Raw genomic sequence first — 20,087 nt, forward strand, 5'->3', positions numbered from 1 at the left:
GCCGTGCATGCCCATCGGAGGGACGGATTAACCCTGCCCGGCCGCGTCAGGTCATTCTCTCGGACGCCGCCGCCGGAGGCGGCCCGACTGTCCGGTTAGCCGTTGACATCTCCCCCTCCGGGGGTTTAAGGCGATCAAAATTGAGCATTTGAGGCATCGTGCCGCGGAATGATCAGATCATCTTTGGGCCGCAGGTCTGCGGCTCGCTTGCCGTCGATGCAGGTGGCGGCCGGGAATGGCTGGTGACGGACGGTCTCGGTGGGTACGCCAGTGGCACTGTCAGCGGGTTGCGCACCCGCCGCGAGCACGCCCTTCTGACCGTTTCTGATCACGTCGGCCTCGTGTCGCTCGACCTCACCGTCACCCTCCCCTCCGGCACCAAGGTCGCGCTCGGCACACACCGCTGGGAGGCCGGCGCCACCGACCCTGCCGGGCACCGCCATCTGGAGACGTTCGCCCTGGTCGACGGCCTGCCACGCTGGCGGTGGCGGATCGGCGACGTAGTCGTCGAACGTGAGCTCGCGATGCGCCACGGCCACCACTGCCTCGCCGTCGTGGACCGGGTCGTCTCCGCTCCCGCGCCCGTCGGCCTCGCCGTCGCCGCGATGTGCACGTGGCGAACCACACACAGCACTCGCCGTGCGGCGCACGCCCCACTCACCGTCGAACAGGTCTCCGGCGGGGCGGTGATCGACCGCGCCTACCGGCTGCACGGACCCGGCTGGCAGCCCGCCGGCCTCTGGCACCTCGGCGTGCGCACCGGCGACGACATCGAGGACCTCTGGCACGCCGGCACCTTCTCCCGGCAGGTGGAGGCCGGCGGCATGTGCGAGATCTCGGCCTGGGCGGGCGACCTCGCCGCGGAGCCGCCGGCGCCGTCCGTGGTCGTCGCCGCCGAGCGCGAGCGCGCTCACCGGCTCATCACCCTGGCCAAGACCGAGGGGTACGCCGCCACGCTCGCTCTCGCCGCCGACCGGTTCATCGTCCGGGCCGCCGACGGACCCGATGTGGTCTCCGGCTATCCGGGCAACGGCCGCTACCTCGCCGACACGATGGCCGCGTACGAGGGGCTGTTCCTCGACACCGGCCGCGTCGACGAGGGCCGTGAACTGCTGATCGCCCGGACCCGCGCGGCCACCCGGGCGATGCGCGTCCCGGCCGGGCCGTGGCTGCGGCACGACGCGCTCGACGCTCCGCTGTGGCTGGTGCACGCGGTGGACCGGCACGTGACCCGGACCGGTGACGGGGACCTGGCCAACCGGCTCGCCGCACCGCTCGGCCGGCTGCTGCGCCACCACCTCGGCGGCACCGGCCCGCTCACCATCGACCCCGCCGACGGCCTGCTGCGCCTGTCCCCCGCCACCGCCCCCGACGTCGAGACTCCGCGGGCCGGCAAACCCGTGGAGATCAACGCGCTGTGGGTGAACGCTCTGGCCGCGATGTGCGACCTGCTCGCCGAGACCGGCCGGGACGACACCGAGCCACGGACCCGGCACACCCTTGCCCACGCCTCCTTCCGGTCCCGTTTCCCGGCCCCCGAGGGCTGGCTCTACGACGTCGTCGAGGGCCCGGCCGCGATCTATCCGCTCGGCGCCGGAACCCACCACGACGACCCGTCGCTGCGCCCGCACCAACTGCTGGCCTGGTCCTTGCCGCACGCGCCGATGCGCGGCCACGCCGCGAACGCCGTCCGGGCCGCCGGTGAGTCCCTGCTCACCCCGCTCGGCCTGCGCACCCTGGCCCCCGCCGAGTACGGCTATCAGCCCCGCCAGCCCGCCGGCCTGGACATCGCCCACCACCAGGGCACCGTCTGGACGTGGCTGATCGGCCCGTACGCCGACGCCTGCGTCGCCGCCGGCCTCCCGGTGGAGGGCCTGCTCACCGGCCTGGACGCGCACCTGAGCGAAGCCGGCCTCGGGTCGCTGGGCGAGACCGCCCACGGCGACGCCCCGCACCGGGCCGCCGGCCCGCCGTTCTCCGCCCGCTCGGTCGCCGAGGTGCTGCGCGTGAAACGGCGCTACGAGTGAACAGTCGACACCGACCGCGGGTGGGTTCCGGGCGCGCACGACGGCCGAACCCCACACGCCGCCGGAAGGCACGAGGAGGCGCCGCCCGATGACCCGGATCCTGATGCTGAGCTGGGAATACCCGCCACTGCTGGTGGGCGGCCTGGGCCGGCACGTGCACGCGCTGGCCACCACCCTGGCACGGGCCGGGCACGAGGTCACCGTGGTCACCCGGCACACCCCGGGCGCGCTGCTGGAGGAGTACAGCGAGGGCGTCCGGGTGGTCCGCGCCCCCGACGACCCGCCCGCCTTCCCGGTGACCGGCGGTGACCTGCTCGCCTGGGCGGTCGCCTTCAACCACACGCTGACCCGGGCCGCCCTGCGCGCCTGCCGGACCGGCGGCTTCGACGTGGTGCACGCCCACGACTGGCTGGTCGCGCACACCGCGATGACCGTGCGCGACCACCTGGACGTGCCGCTGGTCGCCACCATCCACGCCACCGAGTCCGGCCGCCACCAGGGCCATCTGCCGCACCCGCACAACCGCACCATCGACGACATCGAACGCTGGCTCGCCGACCAGGCCGACCGCGTGATCGTCTGCTCGGACTACATGAAACGGGAGATCACCCGCCTGTTCGGCGTACCCGCGGACCGTGTCGACGTGGTCTACAACGGCGTCGACACGCTGCGCTGGCGAGCCCGGCCCCGGGCGGTCGCCGCGGCCCGCACCCGGTACGCCGGGGACGGCCCGCTGATCAGCTACGCCGGCCGGCTCGTCTACGAGAAGGGCGTGCAACTGCTGCTGGCGGCCCTGCCCGCGCTGCGCGACCGGTTCCCCGGCCTGCGCGTGGTGATCGCCGGCGACGGCCCGTACCGGGCGGAGCTGGAAGCCCTGGCCGCCGGCGCACCCGAGGTGAGCTTCGCCGGGTTCCTCGGCGGCCACGAGCTGACCGCGCTGATGGGCGCCTCCGACTGCTACGTGGTACCGAGCATCTACGAGCCGTTCGGCATGGTCGCCCTGGAGGCGTCGGCCGCCGGGACACCGGTCGCGGTCGCCGCCACCGGAGGTCTCGCCGAGATCGTCGACCACGGCGTGACCGGCGTGACCTTCCCACCCGGCGACCCGTACGCGCTGGCCGAGGCGGTCGACAGCGTCCTCGCCGACCGCGACTACGCCCGGTCGCTGGCCCTGCGTGCCCGGGACCGGGTCCGCGACGACTTCAACTGGCCCGCCATCGCCGCCGGAACCGCCACCGTCTACGCCGGCGCCCGCGCCCACGACGCCGGCCGCGTCTCCCGCGAGGCCGAACACGTCCTCGCCCGCATCCCCTCCCCCAGCACCGCCCACTCCGCCGGCTGACCGGCCCTCCTCCCCGCCGTCCCGGTCGCGCCGGGACGGCGGGTGGCGCGCACTCTTTAAGGTCGGTCGATGTGACCGAACCCCTGGAGAGAGACGACGAGGAAGAACTCGGCATGCCCCGCGCGGCCCGGGAGACCGCCCTCGCGCTGGCCCTGGGCGGCCTGATGGTGTGGCCCTGCGGCGCCACCATGCTGTCCTGGCTGCTGGTGATCTCGAGCGACTCGTGCGGCCCGGACGACCCCGACCTGATCTGCTCCGCGCACGGGCAGCAACTCGCCGGCAACATCCCGATCTACGGCAGCATCGCCGCCATCGTGGTGGGCGGAGCGGGCATGATCGCGGGTCCCCGCTTCCGTGCCCTCGGCCTCACCCTCGGCTACCTCGTCAACCTCGGCTGCGCACTGACCGGCGTCATCATCGCCCACAGCTGACCCCGCCACGGGCCGCGGCCACCGCCTCAGCCCGCTCGCCGCGCAACGGTCCGGTGAACCGCCCACCTCGCACGGACCGCCACGGCGCCCTCTACTTGCCGTACCGCATCGGGAGAAGTGACCGGAAGCCGAGAAGCCCGCATCGACCATCGCGGCGGACCGGCCGGTCAGCGGCCCGCCGCGTAGGCGGAGAGGCCGGTGTAGGCCGCGGCGAGCAGCGGGACCGGGATGCCGTGGCCGGCCGCCTTGGTGACCAGGTCGCCGACGATCGCGTCGGCTTCGACCGGGAGCCCCTGGGTCAGATCGCGGTACATCGACGAGGTGGCCGGCTCGGTCGTCGCGATCGTGGCCTCCAGCATGGCCGCGCCCTTGCCGCGGATCGGATGGCCGGACGCCTCGGCGACCGCGGTGGCCTCGGCGGCGAGCGCGTGCAGGAACTCCGGCCCGCCGGGCGCCCGGTTGATCGCCCCGATCGAGGCGCGCATCAGCGTGGTGGCCGCGCCGAGGGTGGCCAGCAGCACCCACTTGTCCCACAGTTCCTGCACGATCGTGGCGCTGGCCCGGGCGTCGAATCCGGCGCCGGTCAGCGCATCGGTGACCGCGAGCAGACGATCGTCGGCGTCGGCATCGCCGCCGAGCGGGCCGAACGACAGCCGGTGCAGGCCGTTCATCTGCACCACGTCGCCCTCCTCGTCGAGCGTCGCGTTGATCATGCAGACACCGCCCCAGGCCCGGTCCGAACCGAACCGCCGGACCAGCGCCTCGATGTGCCGCATGCCGTTGAGCAGAGGGATCACCACGGTCCGCGGGCCGGCCGCGGGCAGCGCGGCGGCCAGCGCCGGCTCCAGCGAATAGCTCTTCACCGCGATCAGCACCACGTCGTAGTGCCCGTCGGCCTCGGTGATCGTGCGCGGCCGCAGCACCGTCTCACCGTCCGGCCCCTTGATCCGCAGGCCACGGTCGGCGAGCACCCCGGCCCGGCCCGGCCGGACCAGGAAGGTGACATCCCGGCCGACCTGCGCGAGGCGGCCGCCGAAGTATCCGCCGGTCGCCCCGGCGCCGACCACCAGGATCCTCATCCCAGCTGCTCGTCGTCGTAGCACCAGCGCCAGGTCTCCCCCGGCTCGAACGAGCGCATCACCGGATGCCGCTCCGCGGCGTGGTGCGCGGACATGTGCCGGCCCGGCGACGAGTCGCAGCAGGCGACCAGCCCGCAGTTCAGGCAGAGGCGCAGGTGCACCCAGTTGTGGTTGCCGATGTCATGGCACTGCCGGCAGCCGTCCTCGTAGGCGCTCAGCGGCGCCGGCTCGGTCGCGTCCTTGAGGTGCTGGCAGATCAATGGTCCTCACTCCGTTGCAGCTGGGACTCTTCCAGGTCCAGTTCGCGCTGGGCGCGGGTCAGCACCTCCTCGGGGATCCGCCCCTCGTTCCGGGCGATCTTGAAGACGTGCCGTTCCGCTCTGATCATCTCCCGGCGGAGACGACCGTACGCCGCCGACGGGGTTTCCCGCTCCTGGCTGCCGAGCCGTTCCCAGGCGTTGTTGCCCCGGCTCTCCACCAGTCCGCGCAGCCGGTCCACCACCGACGGCGGGGCGCTCCCGGCGTGCGCGTCGAGCGCCTCCAGCGCGGCCCGGCCGGCCTGATGCTGCACCCCGGCCTCGGCCAGGGCGTCCTGGGCGCTGCTGTCCTCCTGCACGCCGAGACGCCGGGCCAGCCACGGCAGCGTGGTGCCCTGGAGCAGCAGGGTCAGCACGATGACCGCGAAGGCGACGAAGACGAACAGCTCACGCGGGTACTCCGGGACGGTGCCGTCGGCGGTGGGCTCCGGCAGGGTCTGCGCGGCGGCCAGGGTCACCACGCCGCGCATCCCGGCCCAGGCGATCACGGTCGGCACGCTCGCCGGCGGCCGCTCCTCCCGGTTACGGATCCGCGGGATGAGCCTCGCCAGATAGGTCGCCGGGTACATCCAGAGGAACCGGATCAGCAGCAACGAGCCGAAGACCACGGCGGTTACCTGCACGGTCGTGGCCATGTCCGTCTCGATGGTGCTGACCACCGTCCGCAACTGCAGGCCGACCAGGAGGAAGACCACACCCTCCAGCAGGAAGTTGACCAGGCGCCAGACCGCGTCCATCTGCAGCCGGGACGACGCCGACAACAGGTAGGGGAAGCGGTGCCCGAGATAGAGGCCGGCGATGACGACCGCCACCACGCTGGAGGTGTGCAGGCTCTCCGCGACCACCACCACCACCACGAACGGGGTGAGCAACGCCACCGCGTCGTCCAGCAGCGGGTCGACGATCTTCCGGTGCAGCCAGGCCGCGCCGACCGCGAACGCCAGCCCGATCAGCAGGCCGCCGCCGGCCGTCCGGACCACGGCGACGGAGATGTCCCAGAACCCGATCGCGCCGCCGGCCAGCGCACCGACCGCGACCCGCACCATCACCAGGGCGGTCGCGTCGTTCAGCAGGCTCTCGCCCTCCAGGATCGTGACGACCCGGCGCGGCAGGCCCACCCGGCGGGCGATCGCGGTCGCGGAGACCGCGTCCGGCGGCGCGACGATCGCGCCGAGCGCCACACAGGCGGAGAGCGGCACCGCGGGGAGCAGCAGATGTACGAGGGAGCCGACCACCAGCGCGGTCAGCACCACCAGGCCCACCGCGAGCAGCAGGATGGGCCGCAGAGCCAGCCGGAACGCGGGCACCGAGGTCTGCAGGGCCGCCACGTACAGCAGCGGCGGGAGGATGCCGATCAGCACCAGCTCCGGCTCGAGATGCGCCTCCGGGAACCCGGGCACATACGACAGGCCGAGCCCCGCGACGAGCAGGACGAGGGGCGCCACGAACCCGAGTCGCCGGGCCAGTGCCGCTCCGACCACGGAGATCCCGACGAGAACGACCGTGTCGACGATGGTCTCCATGCCGGGAAGCTTAGAGACTGCCCCGGCCGGTTCCCTACGTGGTGCTGACCACGCCGGATCGCGCGACCGTGGTGGTGTAGGTGCCGTCCATCCCCTTGCGGGTCTTCACCACGTCGACCGAGAAGACGTACGGGGTACCGGCCGACAGCCCGGAGACGGTGGCGCTGACCTCCCCGCACACCTCCGGGGCGCTGCGGGTCCAGCCGACCTCCTCCTGCGCGCCGACCCGGAGGTCCTGGCTGATCGCGGTGATCCGGTAGTCGACGATGTCCGAGCCGCCCGGGTGGTACCAGGTGACCACCGCGCTGGTGCTGGACGGCACGACACCCACTCCGTTGATCATGGTGGTCTGGCGGCGCGGGGTGCAGCTCGGATCGGGCGCCGCCGTCGGGGTGGCGGTCCCCGTCGGCAGCGCGGGCAGGGTCGTCGACGGCGTCGGCGAGGCCGTGCCCATCGTCTCCGAGGGCGACGGGGTCGCGTTGCCCTCGGAGACCACGATCCAGTTCGCGCCCGACCTGTCGGTGTCCTCCTCGGTGCGCCCCGAGGAGGACGAGCACGCGCCCAGCAGCAGCGGCAGCGCGATCAGGGTCAGGGCGGCGGACTTCCGATATCCCAGCACGACTGGTGTTTCGGGCCGCCGCCGCGGATTCTTAGCCCTTGCGGTAATGCTCGCCCGCGCGCCGGGCCAGCTCCTTGGTCGCCGCCGAGTTGGCCCAGGTGCCCAGGACGATGCCGGCACCCGGCACCATCTTGGCGAACACCTTCTTCGCGGCGCGGACGCCGGCCATCTGCGCCAGTTTCAGGCTCAACCGGACCAGCACGCCACCGAGCGGCCGGCCGGAGTCACCGGTGAAGACGCGGCTGGCGCGCTCCCGTCCGGCCGCGACGCCGAGCGCGGTCCGGGCGGTCTCGGCGGCCCGGTGCACCCGTTGCAGCACCAGCAGGTCGGTGGCGCGCTCGGAGGCCGCCGGGTCGGCGCCGTAGGCGGCCGCCACGTGCAGCACCATCCGGGCCTGGGTCCAGGCGAGCACACCCACGTCGAGCACGGCGCCGGGCAGGCCGGCCGCGCCGGACACCGCGCCGGACACCCGGGCCAGGGTGGTGAAGTGCCGGACGGCGAGCGTGGCCAGTTCGTCCGCGGTGGCGCCGGGACGTTCCGCGCGCATCCGGGCGTGCCACTCGGCGGCCTCCGGGCCGAGCCGGCGGACCGCTTCGAGAGCGAGGTGCTCAGGGGCGTACTGCGGGTCGGCTTTCATCCGGGCCCACAGCGTGCCGGGAGGGGTCGAGGTCTCTGTTGCGAGTTCCTTCGTCAAAGATCACTCCGAGGGGGCGGGGATAGATCTGATCGCCATTGTGCGGGGTGCGCGCACGTCCCCCGGCAGTACGGGGTGGTCAGCATCACAGGCCCCTGCCGTACGGGAAAATGGGAGCCTGCCGGAATGAAGGCCGCCGGCCGGCTGTTACCGCCGGAGAGGCCCGCGACAGCGGGCCGCCGTTCACAGGGAGGTTCGCAGCGTGCTCGACCCACACGGGCTCTACGAGGTGACCGGTGACCTGCCGGCTCTGGACGGCCCGGTGCTCATCCAGGCGCTGACCGGTTTCGTCGACGCGGGAAGCGCGATCCAGCTGGCCAGAGAGAATCTGCTGGACAACCTGGAGAGCGAGGTCATCGCCACGTTCGACCTCGACCAACTGCTGGACTACCGGTCCCGCCGGCCTCCGATGATCTTCGTGGCCGACCACTTCGAGAGCTACGAGGAGCCGGTCCTCGCGCTGCACCTGGTCAAGGACCAGCTCGGCACCCCGTTCCTGCTGCTCGCCGGACCGGAACCGGACCTCCATTGGGAGCGGTTCATCAAAGCGGTGACGGCCCTGATCGACGACCTCGGCGTCAGCGTCACGGTGGGGCTCAACGCGATTCCGATGGCCGTGCCGCACACCCGGCCGGTCGGCGTCACCGCGCACGCCACCGACAAGCGACTCCTCGGCGAGCACGAGTCCTGGCTGCAGCGGGTGCAGGTGCCCGCCAGCGTGGGGAACCTGCTGGAGTTCCGGCTCGGTCAGTCCGGGCGAGACGCTCTGGGGTACGCGGCCCACGTCCCGCACTACCTCGCCCAGACCGGATATCCGTCCGCGGCGGAGGTGCTGCTCGACTCGGTGTCGACGGTCACCGGACTGGCGCTGCCGACCGGGACGCTCCGGGAGTCGGCGAAACTGGTCCGCGAGGAGGTCGACAAGCAGATCGCGGACGACGAGCAGGCGGCCCGCCTGGTGACCTCACTGGAGGCGCAGTACGACGCGTTCCTCCGCGGCCGGCAGGGAAACCTGCTCGCCGGCACGGACACCCCGCTGCCGACCGCCGAGGAGCTGGGCGCCGAACTGGAACGCTTCCTCGCCGAACAGAGCCGCGACGACGGCTAGCCCCAGCCGCCACTTCCCGGGTGGCCTCGCCGCCCGGGACACCGGCCAGGCCCTGCACCGGCCCGGGCAGAGGCCTGGCCTTCGCCTTGGAGGTCAACGAACCTTTCCGGTTCAGGCGGGCAGTCGAAGCCCTGCGCTATTTCGGGCCGACTCCGGCTGCCGGCCTTCTGGAAGAGATCCTCGGCCGTAGCTCAAGGGCGAGGACTCCGACTCGTGGCCGACCGGCGACGACTTCGACGGCCTGCTCGACGGTGACGTGCTGGACAGTGCTTTCAGAGCGAAGGCGATCGAGGTCCCGGCCGACTTCGGCCGCGAGTGAAAGCTGTCGGTCTCCGTGGCGGCCTGGCGCATCCGGCCGTCTTCGACTGAACGCGGCCCCGCCGATGGCCGGGTTCAGTCGGTGTCGAGCGACAGGTGGACCGACGTCGGTGAACGCCGACGGTTACCGGGTCAATCCCATATCCGGCCCCCGAACATGGCGGTCAGCCGGGGCAGCGCCTCATCCGGGTCACGGTCGTCCGACTCGCGGTCTCGGCGTGGCGTGGCGTCTGCGTCGTGGCGGGCCCTCAGCGCGTGGTAGATATCGCCCGGATCCAGTTCGCGCCGCTCGTACTCGTGGACGGCGGCGAACTCGAGTTCCTCGAACCAGGGGTACTCCTCGTTCGTCCAGTCTCGCGGATGCCGTTCGGCCAGCCGTCGCACTTCGGGTTCGTCAGCCAGCAGGTCCGGGTCGCCGGCCACCCGGCCCAGGGTGTCCCGTCCCAGACCGACAAGCCACGCTTGGAACCGGAAGAAACTGTCGTCGCCGCAGCCACACAGGATCAGGGTGGCAGCCTCGCCCATCAAGTCGCCGCTGACCCGGCTCATCTGCTCGTCGAGGTGATCGTGGAAGTCGAGCAGATCCTCCACGCTCAGCCCGGCCAGCACCCTCTCGATCCGCTCTCCCCGCTCCATGGGATCGGTGCCCCGCCCCGAGCCTTCGATGACCGCCCAGAAACCGTCGATGTCCATGCACGCCCCCGTCCCCGATCGCATGATCGTAAGCCTCGCCGCCGGCGCCCGGGATACGCCGTTCGCCGGATCGCCGGCCACCGTCGAGCGGACACGGCGACGCCGATGGCCGCCTTCGATCGGACTGGCCGTCCATCGACGGACGGGACCACGGACGGCGCGCATTCGCGTTGGGAATGTCGTACCCGTCGATTAGAATGTATGTACGAAACAGGGGACCTGAGCTGCGGATCTTCGGGCCCTGGAGGTCCGGTCCTGCCCGGATTTCCGCAGTGCGAGTGAGGAGACGACGTGACGATCTCGACCACCACCCCCGTGCCTGTGATCCCTCCCTATGCGACGATGCTGGGCTTCACCCGGTATGTCTCCCGCACCGGTCCGGCCAAGGCCACGTTCGTCGGCGGGCTCCGGCGGCAGCGGGAGCGGCGGAGCGGTTTCAACCCGCACGGCCAGCTGGTGAAAGCACTCAAGGCGGACATCGCGTTCCGCACCGGCGGCAGCTACCTCGGCGGCGTGGTCGATGTGGTGAAAGATCGCTGGAAGCCGCTCTACGAGGCGCTGCGCTCCGGCGCTCGCACCTACCTGACCTCGCTCGGCGACCCCGAGCAGGTCGACCTCGCCCAGACCCGGGACGCCATCGCCACTGTCGGCCCGCTCGCCGTGAAGATCAACCCGCATTTCGGCCTGCGCTTCGCCGACGGGCGCCGGGAAGCCGTCCGCCTGCACTTCGACGAGGAGCCGCCGAGCCCGGAGGCCACCACCGCGATGCTCCACCTGATGGCCCGCCACATGGACCAGATCCTGCCCAACGCCGAGCCGGTCCTGGTCGACCTGCGCCGCGGCGTCGCCCACCGCATCGACCAGGCCGCCCGCCCCGCCGACATCGAGAGCTGGCTGGCCGGCGAGGCCGCAGCCTTCACCGCGATGTGGGCCGCCACCGCCAGACCAGCCGCCTGACCCGTTCGCGCCGTGCCCTCCACGGGGGCACGGCGCCTTCCCGCCACATCACCCTGTGCCCCCTCCCCACCACGGCGCAGCACTGCCACACCGCCCTGTGCCGCCACCTCCCACCGCGGCGCCTTGCCGCCACACGCCGCACTGTGCCGCCACCCTCCCCACCACGCGCAGCACTGCCACGCGAGCAGGCACCCCCGTTGGGGTGGCGAGGCCGGCCGGGGGTGCACGTTAAGCTGCCTGGCGTGAGTCCGTTTCCTGGCGTACTACCGCCGCCGCGCTCCTGAGCGGAGCGCTGTCGCGCTGATCGGGCATGACTCGATCGGCTGTTCCGTCTTGCGCTCCGTCGCCGGTTGTCGACGACTCACTTCTTTCGGAGCGCACGTGTTCAACTCGTATCTCTCGTCTCTTCTCTCCCCTGCGTCCGCCGGTGCCCGGCTGAGCCTGCTGCAGGTGTCCGTCACCGGGATCCTCTGGGGCACCACGGGAGTCGTCGTTCAGGTGGTTGCCGGGAGCACCGGGCTCGGGGCGCTGGCCATCGGGTTCTATCGGCTCGCGGTGGCAGCCGTGGTTCTGCTGCTCATCGGGGTTCCGGCGGGCAAACGGATCGGTGCCGCGTTCCGGGCCGCGCCGGTGGCGGTGATCGCGGCGGGTGTCGGGCTCGCGTCCTATCAGGCGCTCTATTTTCTGGCGGTACGGCTCGGCGGCGTCAGCATCGCCACCGTGGTCAGCCTCGGAATCGCTCCCGTGCTGCTGAGCGCCTGGGAGACCCTGCACACCCGGCAGCGGCCCGGCACACCCTCGATCATCGCGTCGGCGGCTGCGATCGCCGGCCTGGTGCTGATCGCCGGGGCCACCACCGGACCGGGCGTCACCGCCGCGGCCGGTCTCGGGTTGCTGGCGGCGATCGGGTCGGGTGTCGTCTATGCCGCATCCACCGGCCTGAGCAGGCACACCACCCAGGGCATGGAACCGCTGACCCTGACCACGCTGTCCTGCACGGTCGGGGCGGTGGCGATCCTGCCGCTCGCCGCGGTCGAGGGTTTGACGTTCACTCCCCGGCTCACGCCGATCGCGCTGCTGCTCTACGCGGGAGCGATCACCACCGCCCTGGCGTACGCGCTGTTCTACACCGGCCTGCGCCGTCTCTCCGGCAGTGTCGCCGTGGTGGTCACCCTGCTCGAGCCTCTGACCGCCGCCCTCCTGGCGGTACTGCTGATCGACGAACCGCTCGGAACCATGACGATCGTCGGTGGTCTGCTGCTCCTCGGGGCGGTCGCCACGTTGTACCTGAACGCCGGCCCCGCCACGGAGCAGCCCGCCATCCCGGCGGCGTCCGAACGCGGATAGGCCCGCAGACGGCACCGTTCCGCCGCCGCCGGACCGTCCGTGCAGCGGCGGATCCTGCCCGGCTGGTTCGCACTGCCGTCTCGCGCCGCTTGAGCCGGCCATGAGAACCAGCCGAGGTTTTCCGGCCGGTCGTCAGAGCTGTCCCACAGGCTTCGAGGCAGCAGTCACCCTGCCGGCCAATTTGCTTGCCCGCCGGTTGTCGATCTTGTGAGGTTGTGGTGAATCGGTTCGCCCGAAACTCACAAGATCTCGCGCGGAAGGGTGGAAGGGTGAATCCGTCGCGGGCGGGTGGGTTTTCGTCCGCTGGGTTGGATCCGGTAAACGCGTGGTGGCGCGGACAGCGCAATCTCCACGATCGACAAGAGGGTCGGCGCATCAGCCAGCGGGGTCAGCAGTGACGACCAGCCGGGCTTTCCGGCTGGTTCTCACGGCTGTCTCCCGCCCTTTGAGACAGCCGTGACGACCAGCCGGGGTTTCTGCCCGTCGACCGAGGATCCTCCGCTGCAGCGAGCGGGCGGGTCGGATCGGGGCCTTTGGCTTGGCTTCCGGGGTCGGGTCACTCCGGGAGGGCAGATTCTGTGGGTATCGGCGTGGGAACGGCTTAGGTGCAGACCGGTTGCGACGATGACTCCAGGTGTAGGTGATGAAGGCGGGACCTCGGGGGGCGTTCGGCCATGACGATCGGTCGTGTTGCGGGAAATGTGGCACTGGCAGTGGCGCTGGGTGCCGGGGGTTCGGTTCTTCCAGCGGTGGCGGTGCACGCCGTGGACATGAGCAAGGCGATGGCTCACGCCGCGGGCGTGAGGGGGGTGAACGGGACTGCCGCGGGCTTGAGCGGGGTGGATGGGCGTTTGGTGGGAGTGGGCGGAGAAGATCGGACTGGGGCGGGAATCGGCGGGGTCGATGGGGCGGCGGTGGGCCTTCGGGGGCGGGTGGCCTATGTGCGGCGGGGGGATGTGTACGTCGATCAGGGAACCGGTGAGAAGAGGCTGACCAGCGGTGGGGGGCACAGCCGGCCGCGGTGGGCGCCGGATGGGAGGCGAATCGCGTTTCTGAAAGGGCGGCGGCTCTGGGTGATGAACGCGGACGGCAGCGGGCAGCGGCAGGTCGGCAGCCGGTACGCGGCGGGGCCGTCCTGGTCGCCGGACGGGAAGTGGGTCGCGTTCGCGTCACTGTCGTGCACGGGTGGGCCGGGGGTCTACCGGATCGCGGCGACGGGGGCCGGCGCGAAACCCGAGGTGCTGTTCCCGCGGGACTGCCGGGGTGAGGAACTGCCGGAGGAGGAGGCGCCGGCGGGGGACGCCGAGGCGTCACTGAGCGAACGGCTCCGGTACGACGATGCGGTGGCGTGGTCGCCGGACGGGACCCGGATCGCGTTCCGGGGTGGGGACTGCGAATCCACGTACGACGCCTGTCTCAGTATCGGGACCGTCGGGGACGGGGCGGAGAAGACCGTCGCCGCCTACGGGGGTGGGGGCCTGCAGAACAGCGGGTTCGCGGTGGTGCCGAGCTGGCGGGCGGATTCGGCGAAGTTGTCCTGGACGGCCTACCAGGAGGGTGAGACGGCGGCGGAGAACGAGCCGGTGCATCTGGTGGAGTATGACGTCGCGAGCGGGAGGAAGCGGACCGTCGGCACGGCGCTGGACCGGGAGCTCTCCTACGTCGATGCGAACCGGGCCGTCGTGACCGGGCAGAACGCCGGCGGTTCCTGGGTGACCGTGCTGTGCCTGACGACGGGGAAGCGCACACCGTTCCGATCCGGGTCTCAGCCCAGCGTCCAACCGGTCACTCGCTGAACCTGGCCGCCGGCAGCGGAGGACGAGGAACCCCGGTGCGCCTGGGCAGGGCGGCAGGAGACCAGGTGGCCCCGGGCGGGGCGGCGGGAAAGGCGGTGATGTGAGCAGGGTGACCCGGTGTGCTCCGGCGGCGGCGGTGTGAGCAGGGGTGGCCCGGTGAGCCTGGGCGGTGGTGTGAGCGCGGTGAGGGACCGGAGGAAGTAGCGGTGAGAGCCGCTACCGCCCGGTGGTCGCCGGTCGGTCCGGTGTCGCGCCTGCCGCGCGCGGTGGTCACGGGCGTTGTGGTCCGGCGAGGGGCGGCTCACTGCGTACCGGAGGATTTCGCTGTTGAGGGGTCGGGGTTCTATCGTGGGGCCGCCATGAGTGAGACCGAGATTGCCGCAACCAGGCCCATTCGCACTTTTCATCCGCGTCGTGGGCGGATGAGCAGCCGGCATGCGGACGCGCACGCGCTGTTGTGGCCGCGGTACGGGCTGACCGTGACCGATGGTGATCGGACTCCGCTGGATCTCGCCGGATTGTTCGGGCGGGAGGCGCCGGTGGTGCTGGAGATCGGCTTCGGGATGGGGGATGCGACCGCGGCGATGGCGGCGGCGGATCCGCAGCGCGGCTATCTCGGGGTCGAGGTGCACACGCCGGGGATCGGCAACCTGCTGGCGATGGTCGGTGAGCTCGGGCTCACCAATGTGCGGGTGGCCTGCGGGGACGCCATGCAGCTGGTGCATCGGATCGGGCCGGGGAGCCTGGACGCGGTGCACGTGTTCTTCCCGGATCCGTGGCCGAAGGCGCGGCATCACAAGCGGCGTCTGATCCAGCCGGGGAACGTCGCGGTGCTGCGGGAGCGGCTGCGCCCGGGTGGGGTGCTGCACTGTGCCACCGACTGGCCGGAGTACGGGGTGGCGATGACCGAAACCCTCGACGCGGATCCGGGGCTGCGGCGGCTGCCGGAGGGACCGCACGGGCGGCCGGAGACGAAGTTCGAGCGGCGCGGGGCGGCGGCGGGACGACCGATCACCGACCTGAGGTACACCCGGAGGTAAAGGATCACCCGGCCCAGGTACGCCCGGAAGTGAAGGACCACCCGGGCCAGGTACGCCCGGAGTGAAGGATCGTCTGGGCTGCTGGTACGCCGGATGTGACGGATCACCCGGGCGGCTGGTGCGCCCGGAACCGAAGCCGCCATCGAAGCGGCGGCGATTTGCCGGTTTCAGCCGATTCGCGCCTCTACGCTGGAGGTGGAGGTCGGCCATGCTGCGAGATGTCCCCGGCGATGCCGGACGGTCCGGAAGGACACCTGCGGCATTCGCACGCGCGGCCGCGCCTTACGGGGGGACGGCCGTCGACGAGCACCCGCGCTTGCCGGCGGCCGCCACCGAACTCTTCGGTCCCGCCCTGCACCGTGGGGTCCTGACCAGCGGTTCCGCGGATCAGCTCGCGGCGCTGACGGCCCGGGCGACGGGGGCGCCGAGCGCCTGCATCCAGTTCGCCGAGGGTGACCGGCTGCGGCTGTACGGCAGCTGGGGTGTCGCCGCCGACTGGGACGAGGTGACCGAGACCGGTCTGGACGACTCGCTCGGCGGCATCGTGATGCGTTCCGGGCAGGCGCTGCTGATCCGGGACGCCGGTGACGACGACCGGGTTCCGGACGGGGTGCTGCGCCGGGACGGTGGCGCCTACCTGGGGGTTCCGGTGCACGACCGGATGGGTCTGGTGCTCGGCGTGTGCTGCGCCTACGACCATCGGCCCCGGGAGTGGACGCCGGAGCAGGTCGCGGCGGTGGCGGAGGCGGCCGACGTGGCGATGCTGCTGATCGGCGAGCAACTGGCCCGGCACGAGCTGGAACAGCAGCACCGGTTCCTGGACGCGGTGCTGGACAGCCTGCACGACGGGGTGAGCGCGTGCGACGCCGACGGGCAGGTGGTGTTCGTCAACGAGCGGATGCGCAAGCTCTGGGGCGACCTGCCGGTGCACGACGTGACGGGGCTGACCGACGCGTCCGGGTTGCCGTTGCCGGAGCAGGAGCTGGGGCTGTTCCGGGCGTTGCGCGGCGAGCAGGTTCGCGACACGCCGATCGCGGCGCATCACGGGCGGCGGACCCGGTTCTTCCTGATGGACGCGCAGCCGATCCACGGGCCGGACGGCCGGGTGGTCGGCGCGGTGCAGGCGGTGCAGGACGTGACCCGGCAGCGGCGCGCGGAACGGTTCCGCAGCTGTGAGCTGGCGGTGACGACGGCGCTGGCGGAGGCGCCGAGCATCGAGGCGGCGGGCCCGCGGGTGCTGGCGGCGGTGGTCGCGACCCTGGACTGGGTGCACGCCGAGCTGTGGACGGTCGACGACGGGACGATCCGGGCGGCGGCGCGGTGGAGCGCCCCGGGCCGGCCGTCGGGGGTTCCGGTGCCGGAGCGCCTGGCGTACGGGCAGGGTCTGGCCGGGCGGGCCTGGCAGGTGGACAAGCCGCTGTGGATCCGGGACGTGGGCCGCCCGCAGAGCCTGATCTCGCCGGACACCTCGGCGGATCTGCTGCACACCGCCCTGGCGGTTCCGGTGCACGACGGCACGGGGACGATCGGGGTGCTGACCGTCTTCGCGGACTCGGTCGAGGATCCGGAGGACGAGCTGCTCGCGCTGATGTCGGGGATCGCCGCGCATCTGGGGCAGTTCGTGGAGCGGCGCCGGGTGGAGGATCTGCAACGGCAGCTGACCCGGAGCAAGAACGAGTACCTGGGGCTGATCGGTCACGAGCTGCGGACCCCGCTCACGTCGATCAGCGCCTACACCGAGCTGCTGCGGGAGGCGGACGAGGCGACCCTGGTCCGGGACGGGCCCCGGCTGATCAAGGTGATCGAACGGAACACCAATCAGCTGCGGGAGATCATCAACGAGTTGCTGGAGCTGTCGGCGCTGGACGCGGGGCACGCGGACGTACGGCGTACCCCGATGGATCTCGCCGCCGTGGTCCGGGACGTGGTGGACCGTACCCGTGACGCGATCGACGGCGCCCCGGTGATCATCGACGCGGATCTGCCGGGCGAGCTGATCGTGCCGGGTGACCGGGACCGGCTGCGGCACATCGTGGAGAACCTGCTGGGCAGCGCGGTCCGGTTCAGCCCGGACGGCGGCCGGGTCGGGGTGTCGCTGCGCAGCACGGGACGGGCCGCCGAGCTGGCCGTCTCGGACGCGGCCGCCGACGTGCCGTGGGCCGAGCGGGAGCAGATGTTCACCGGCCATTTCCGGACGGCGCGCGGCCACGACCGGACCCTGCCGGGCAGCGGGCTGGGCCTGACCCTGAGCCGGGCGGTGGTGGAGAGGCATCAGGGCAGCATCGAGCTGACCGGCGGCGACTCCGGGACGACGGTGCTGGTCCGGCTGCCGCTGGAGGTGCGCTGACCGCTCAGTCGGAGGTGGGCCGGCCACGCCGTTCGATGTCGCGGTGGACCTCCGGGTCCCACTTGGAGGCGTCCCAGTCCTCGCTGGTGACGATCGACCGGCTACTGCCGCCGAGGTCGGCCCGGCCGGTTTCGCGGCGCACCCGGGTCCGGGTGGCGACCACCCCGGCGATCAGTGCCAGCCAGCCGGCGAGGCGCAGCCCGGCCAGGACCACTCCGGGCAGCGCCAGCAGGTAGCTCAGGCTGATCAGCAGCAGGGTCACGAAGAGGCCGCCGTATCCGGCGAGGCCGGGGCCACTGGGTGACACCCGGTGCGCGCTGATGATCCAGACGATCGTGGAGATCAGCAGGCCGATGACACAGACCCAGGTCACCAGCCCGAGCGCCATCATGCCGATCAGGACGCCGCTCTGGGTGCCGGGTGTGGCCGGATCGGCGCCGCTCCCCAGCACGGCCACCACGAACAGCGCCGCCGCCAGGGAGACCAGCAGGAAGCCGATGCTGAACCGGATCACCCGGCGGGTCGCCAGGGCGAACTGCTCCAGGTTGCCCTCGTGCGGCGGCAGGTTCTCGTAGCTCATGAGTCCTCCCCGGTCGATCGGGACATTGTCGCCGATCGACCGGGGAACGACGAATCTCAGCGGGTGGGGTGCACCACGGCCGCCGCGCCGCCACCACGGCGGACCGGTTCGGCGGTGGCGATGAAGCCGCCGCCGCGGGTGAACTCGATGGCGGTGGCCGCGCCGAGTTCGGCGACGTCCGGGCCGAAGGTGTGGCCGCGGGCGGTCAGCTGCGGCCCGTAGGTGGTGCGGAACGCCGGTTCGGCCTGGATCCCGGCGCTGTTGCGCTGTGAGGCGCGCGGCGCGGCCATCGCCTGCGGCAGGGTCATGCCCAGGTCGATCCGGTTGACCAGCACCTGCAGGACGGTGGTGATGATGCTGGCGCCGCCGGGCGAGCCGAGCGCCAGGAACGGCTTGCCGCCCTTGAGCACGATGGTCGGCGACATCGAGCTGCGCGGCCGCTTGCCGGGGCCCGGCAGGTTGGGGTCGGGCGCGGCGCCCTGGGTCGGCGCGAAGTTGAAGTCGGTCAGCTCGTTGTTGAGGAGGAAGCCGCGGCCCGGCACGACCATCGCGTTGCCGCCGGTGGCCTCCAGGGTGAAGGTGTACTCGACGACGTTGCCCCAGCGGTCGGCGACGGTCAGGTTGCTGGTGCTCTGGCCCTCCTCGACCTTGCCGCCGGTGGTGGCGGTGGCGCATCCGGACCCGTTCAGGTCGCCGGGCGGGACCGGCTTGGTGAGCGCGGTGGTGCGGCTGATCTCGCAGGCCCGCTGCGCGGCCCACCGATCCGAGATCAACTTCTTGAGGACCTCCTTCTCGGTGTACGCCCCCACGTACCGATTCCGGTCGGCGAAGGCCAGGGCCGACGATTCGAGGTAGTAGTGCAGCTTGTCGGCGGTGGTCGCGGACTTCGGCAGCCCCGCCTCGATGATGTTCAGCGCCTCGCCGACCGCGGTGCCGCCGCTGGACGGCGTGGACATGCCGTAGAGGGTGAGGCCGCGGTAGTCGGAGCGGGTCGGCGCCGGGAACCGCAGGCGGTACGCCGCCAGGTCGGCCTCGGTCAGGACACCGGGCCGGATCGGGTACGCCCACGTGCCGACCGGCTCGGCGGCCAGTGGCGGGCGCTGCACGGTCTCGACGATGTCCTCGGCGAGCGCCCCGCGATAGAAGGCGCCGGCGCCTCGCTTGCCGAGGAGGCGGTAGGTGGCCGCCATGTCCGGGTTGCGCTGGATCGAGCCGACCGCCGGCGGCTGCCCGCCCGGCAGGTACAGCTTCTTCGTCGACTCGAACTGACCGAACGCGCCGGCGATGTCGGCGATCTGCTGGCGGAACGTGGCGTCGACGACGAACCCGCGCTCGGCGAGCCGGGCGGCCGGCTCCAGCGCGGCGCCCAGCGACCGGGTGCCCCACCTCTTCAGCGCGGTCTCCCAGGTGGCGGGTGTGCCGGGGACCCCGGCGGAGAGGCCGCTGACGCGGGCCTCGTTGAAGTCGTACGGCAAGCCGTCCGCCGGGTCGATGAAGTACTTCTCGGTGGCCGCGGCGGGCGCCGTCTCCCGCCCGTCGATGGTGGAGACCGTCCGGGACCGGGCGTCGTAGTAGACGAAGAAGCCGCCACCACCGATGCCGGCCGAGAACGGCTCGGTGACCCCGATGGCCGCGGCGGCGGCGACGGCCGCGTCCACCGCGTTGCCGCCACGCCGCAGCACGTCGAGGCCGATGGCGGTGGCGTCGGCGTCGACGGTGGACACGGCCCCGCCGTAGCCGGTGGCGGTGGGGACCTTCGGCGGGGCGGTGTGACCTCCCGCATGGGCCGGTGGGGACGCGACCGCGACACCCAGGGTGGTCAGGGACAGCGCTGTCAGCGCGGGCAGGAGCCGCATCAGCCCTCCAGGT

General features: G+C 72.1%; 17 protein-coding genes. 9 read left to right on the plus strand and 8 right to left on the minus strand.

Translation table 11 applies throughout. The features are described 5' to 3' along the window. Positions 1 to 158: 158 nt before the first annotated feature. The 3 genes from Aut01nite_RS08365 to Aut01nite_RS08375 all read left to right on the plus strand — a co-directional run bounded on the left by Aut01nite_RS08365 (position 159) and on the right by Aut01nite_RS08375 (position 3,800). The gene (locus Aut01nite_RS08365) at positions 159 to 2,027 is read left to right on the plus strand and encodes an amylo-alpha-1,6-glucosidase (protein ID WP_083999116.1); all 1,869 of its coding nucleotides are present in this window, start codon (positions 159 to 161) and stop codon (positions 2,025 to 2,027) included. 88 nt (positions 2,028 to 2,115) lie between these two features. After that, on the plus strand, positions 2,116 to 3,369 hold the full coding sequence (locus Aut01nite_RS08370; RefSeq protein WP_043526030.1) for a glycosyltransferase family 4 protein: 1,254 nt from the start codon (positions 2,116 to 2,118) through the stop codon (positions 3,367 to 3,369). 71 nt (positions 3,370 to 3,440) lie between these two features. Beyond that, positions 3,441 to 3,800, plus strand: coding sequence for a hypothetical protein (locus Aut01nite_RS08375; protein ID WP_043526032.1), 360 nt, complete (start codon positions 3,441 to 3,443; stop codon positions 3,798 to 3,800). A gap of 167 nt (positions 3,801 to 3,967) precedes the next feature. Here the strand turns inward: Aut01nite_RS08375 and Aut01nite_RS08380 are convergent, their stop codons facing one another. Genes Aut01nite_RS08380 through Aut01nite_RS08400 form a run of 5 tightly spaced genes read right to left on the minus strand, consistent with a single transcriptional unit; the run spans position 3,968 to position 7,975 of the window. After that, complete coding sequence (locus tag Aut01nite_RS08380; RefSeq protein ID WP_043526034.1) at positions 3,968 to 4,879, minus strand: ketopantoate reductase family protein; 912 nt, start codon at positions 4,877 to 4,879, stop codon at positions 3,968 to 3,970. Next, a complete protein-coding gene (locus Aut01nite_RS08385; RefSeq protein ID WP_043526035.1) occupies positions 4,876 to 5,139 on the minus strand; it encodes a UBP-type zinc finger domain-containing protein in 264 nt (87 codons plus the stop codon). Before Aut01nite_RS08385 ends, Aut01nite_RS08380 begins: the two co-directional genes overlap by 4 nt. Continuing rightward, positions 5,136 to 6,719, minus strand: a complete 1,584-nt coding sequence (locus Aut01nite_RS08390; protein ID WP_043526037.1) for a Na+/H+ antiporter — start codon at positions 6,717 to 6,719, stop codon at positions 5,136 to 5,138. The genes Aut01nite_RS08385 and Aut01nite_RS08390 overlap by 4 nt, the downstream gene beginning before the upstream one ends. 34 nt (positions 6,720 to 6,753) lie before the next feature. Continuing rightward, positions 6,754 to 7,338 carry a fibronectin type III domain-containing protein gene (locus Aut01nite_RS08395; RefSeq protein ID WP_043526039.1) on the minus strand — a complete coding sequence of 195 codons (585 nt, stop codon included), beginning with the start codon at positions 7,336 to 7,338 and terminating at the stop codon, positions 6,754 to 6,756. A 31-nt stretch (positions 7,339 to 7,369) separates the two neighbouring features. Next, positions 7,370 to 7,975 (minus strand): EcsC family protein, encoded by a 606-nt coding sequence (locus Aut01nite_RS08400; protein WP_083999118.1) that lies wholly within the window; start codon positions 7,973 to 7,975, stop codon positions 7,370 to 7,372. 259 nt (positions 7,976 to 8,234) lie between these two features. Here Aut01nite_RS08400 and Aut01nite_RS08405 point away from each other — a divergent pair, with 259 nt between their 5' ends. Continuing rightward, positions 8,235 to 9,140: a proteasome assembly chaperone family protein gene (locus Aut01nite_RS08405; protein WP_043526042.1), complete on the plus strand. Its 906-nt coding sequence runs from the start codon at positions 8,235 to 8,237 to the stop codon at positions 9,138 to 9,140. A 450-nt stretch (positions 9,141 to 9,590) separates the two neighbouring features. Here Aut01nite_RS08405 and Aut01nite_RS08410 read toward each other — a convergent pair whose 3' ends face one another. Beyond that, entirely contained in the window at positions 9,591 to 10,232 is a 642-nt protein-coding gene (locus tag Aut01nite_RS08410; RefSeq protein ID WP_161790651.1) for a DUF4240 domain-containing protein, read from the minus strand. A 261-nt stretch (positions 10,233 to 10,493) separates the two neighbouring features. Here Aut01nite_RS08410 and Aut01nite_RS08415 point away from each other — a divergent pair, with 261 nt between their 5' ends. The 5 genes from Aut01nite_RS08415 (at position 10,494) to Aut01nite_RS08435 (ending at position 17,638) form a co-directional block, all read left to right on the plus strand. Continuing rightward, a complete protein-coding gene (locus Aut01nite_RS08415) occupies positions 10,494 to 11,108 on the plus strand; it encodes a hypothetical protein (RefSeq protein ID WP_052163854.1) in 615 nt (204 codons plus the stop codon). Positions 11,109 to 11,489: 381 nt separating this feature from the next. Next, positions 11,490 to 12,455: a DMT family transporter gene (locus tag Aut01nite_RS08420; RefSeq protein ID WP_052163846.1), complete on the plus strand. Its 966-nt coding sequence runs from the start codon at positions 11,490 to 11,492 to the stop codon at positions 12,453 to 12,455. 1,076 nt (positions 12,456 to 13,531) lie between these two features. After that, on the plus strand, positions 13,532 to 14,251 hold the full coding sequence (locus Aut01nite_RS43325) for a TolB family protein (RefSeq protein WP_236642752.1): 720 nt from the start codon (positions 13,532 to 13,534) through the stop codon (positions 14,249 to 14,251). 359 nt (positions 14,252 to 14,610) lie between these two features. Continuing rightward, the gene (gene trmB, locus Aut01nite_RS08430) at positions 14,611 to 15,291 is read left to right on the plus strand and encodes a tRNA (guanosine(46)-N7)-methyltransferase TrmB (RefSeq protein ID WP_043526046.1); all 681 of its coding nucleotides are present in this window, start codon (positions 14,611 to 14,613) and stop codon (positions 15,289 to 15,291) included. Positions 15,292 to 15,607: 316 nt separating this feature from the next. Further along, positions 15,608 to 17,638, plus strand: coding sequence for a sensor histidine kinase (locus tag Aut01nite_RS08435; RefSeq protein WP_236642753.1), 2,031 nt, complete (start codon positions 15,608 to 15,610; stop codon positions 17,636 to 17,638). A 4-nt stretch (positions 17,639 to 17,642) separates the two neighbouring features. Here Aut01nite_RS08435 and Aut01nite_RS08440 read toward each other — a convergent pair whose 3' ends face one another. Further along, a complete protein-coding gene (locus Aut01nite_RS08440; RefSeq protein WP_043526049.1) occupies positions 17,643 to 18,218 on the minus strand; it encodes a hypothetical protein in 576 nt (191 codons plus the stop codon). Between the two features lie 56 nt (positions 18,219 to 18,274). Next, positions 18,275 to 20,074, minus strand: coding sequence for a gamma-glutamyltransferase (gene ggt / locus Aut01nite_RS08445; RefSeq protein WP_043526051.1), 1,800 nt, complete (start codon positions 20,072 to 20,074; stop codon positions 18,275 to 18,277). Positions 20,075 to 20,087: the final 13 nt, after the last annotated feature.

The sequence above is a fragment of the Actinoplanes utahensis genome, assembly GCF_016862455.1.
Lineage (GTDB): Bacteria > Actinomycetota > Actinomycetes > Mycobacteriales > Micromonosporaceae > Actinoplanes > Actinoplanes utahensis.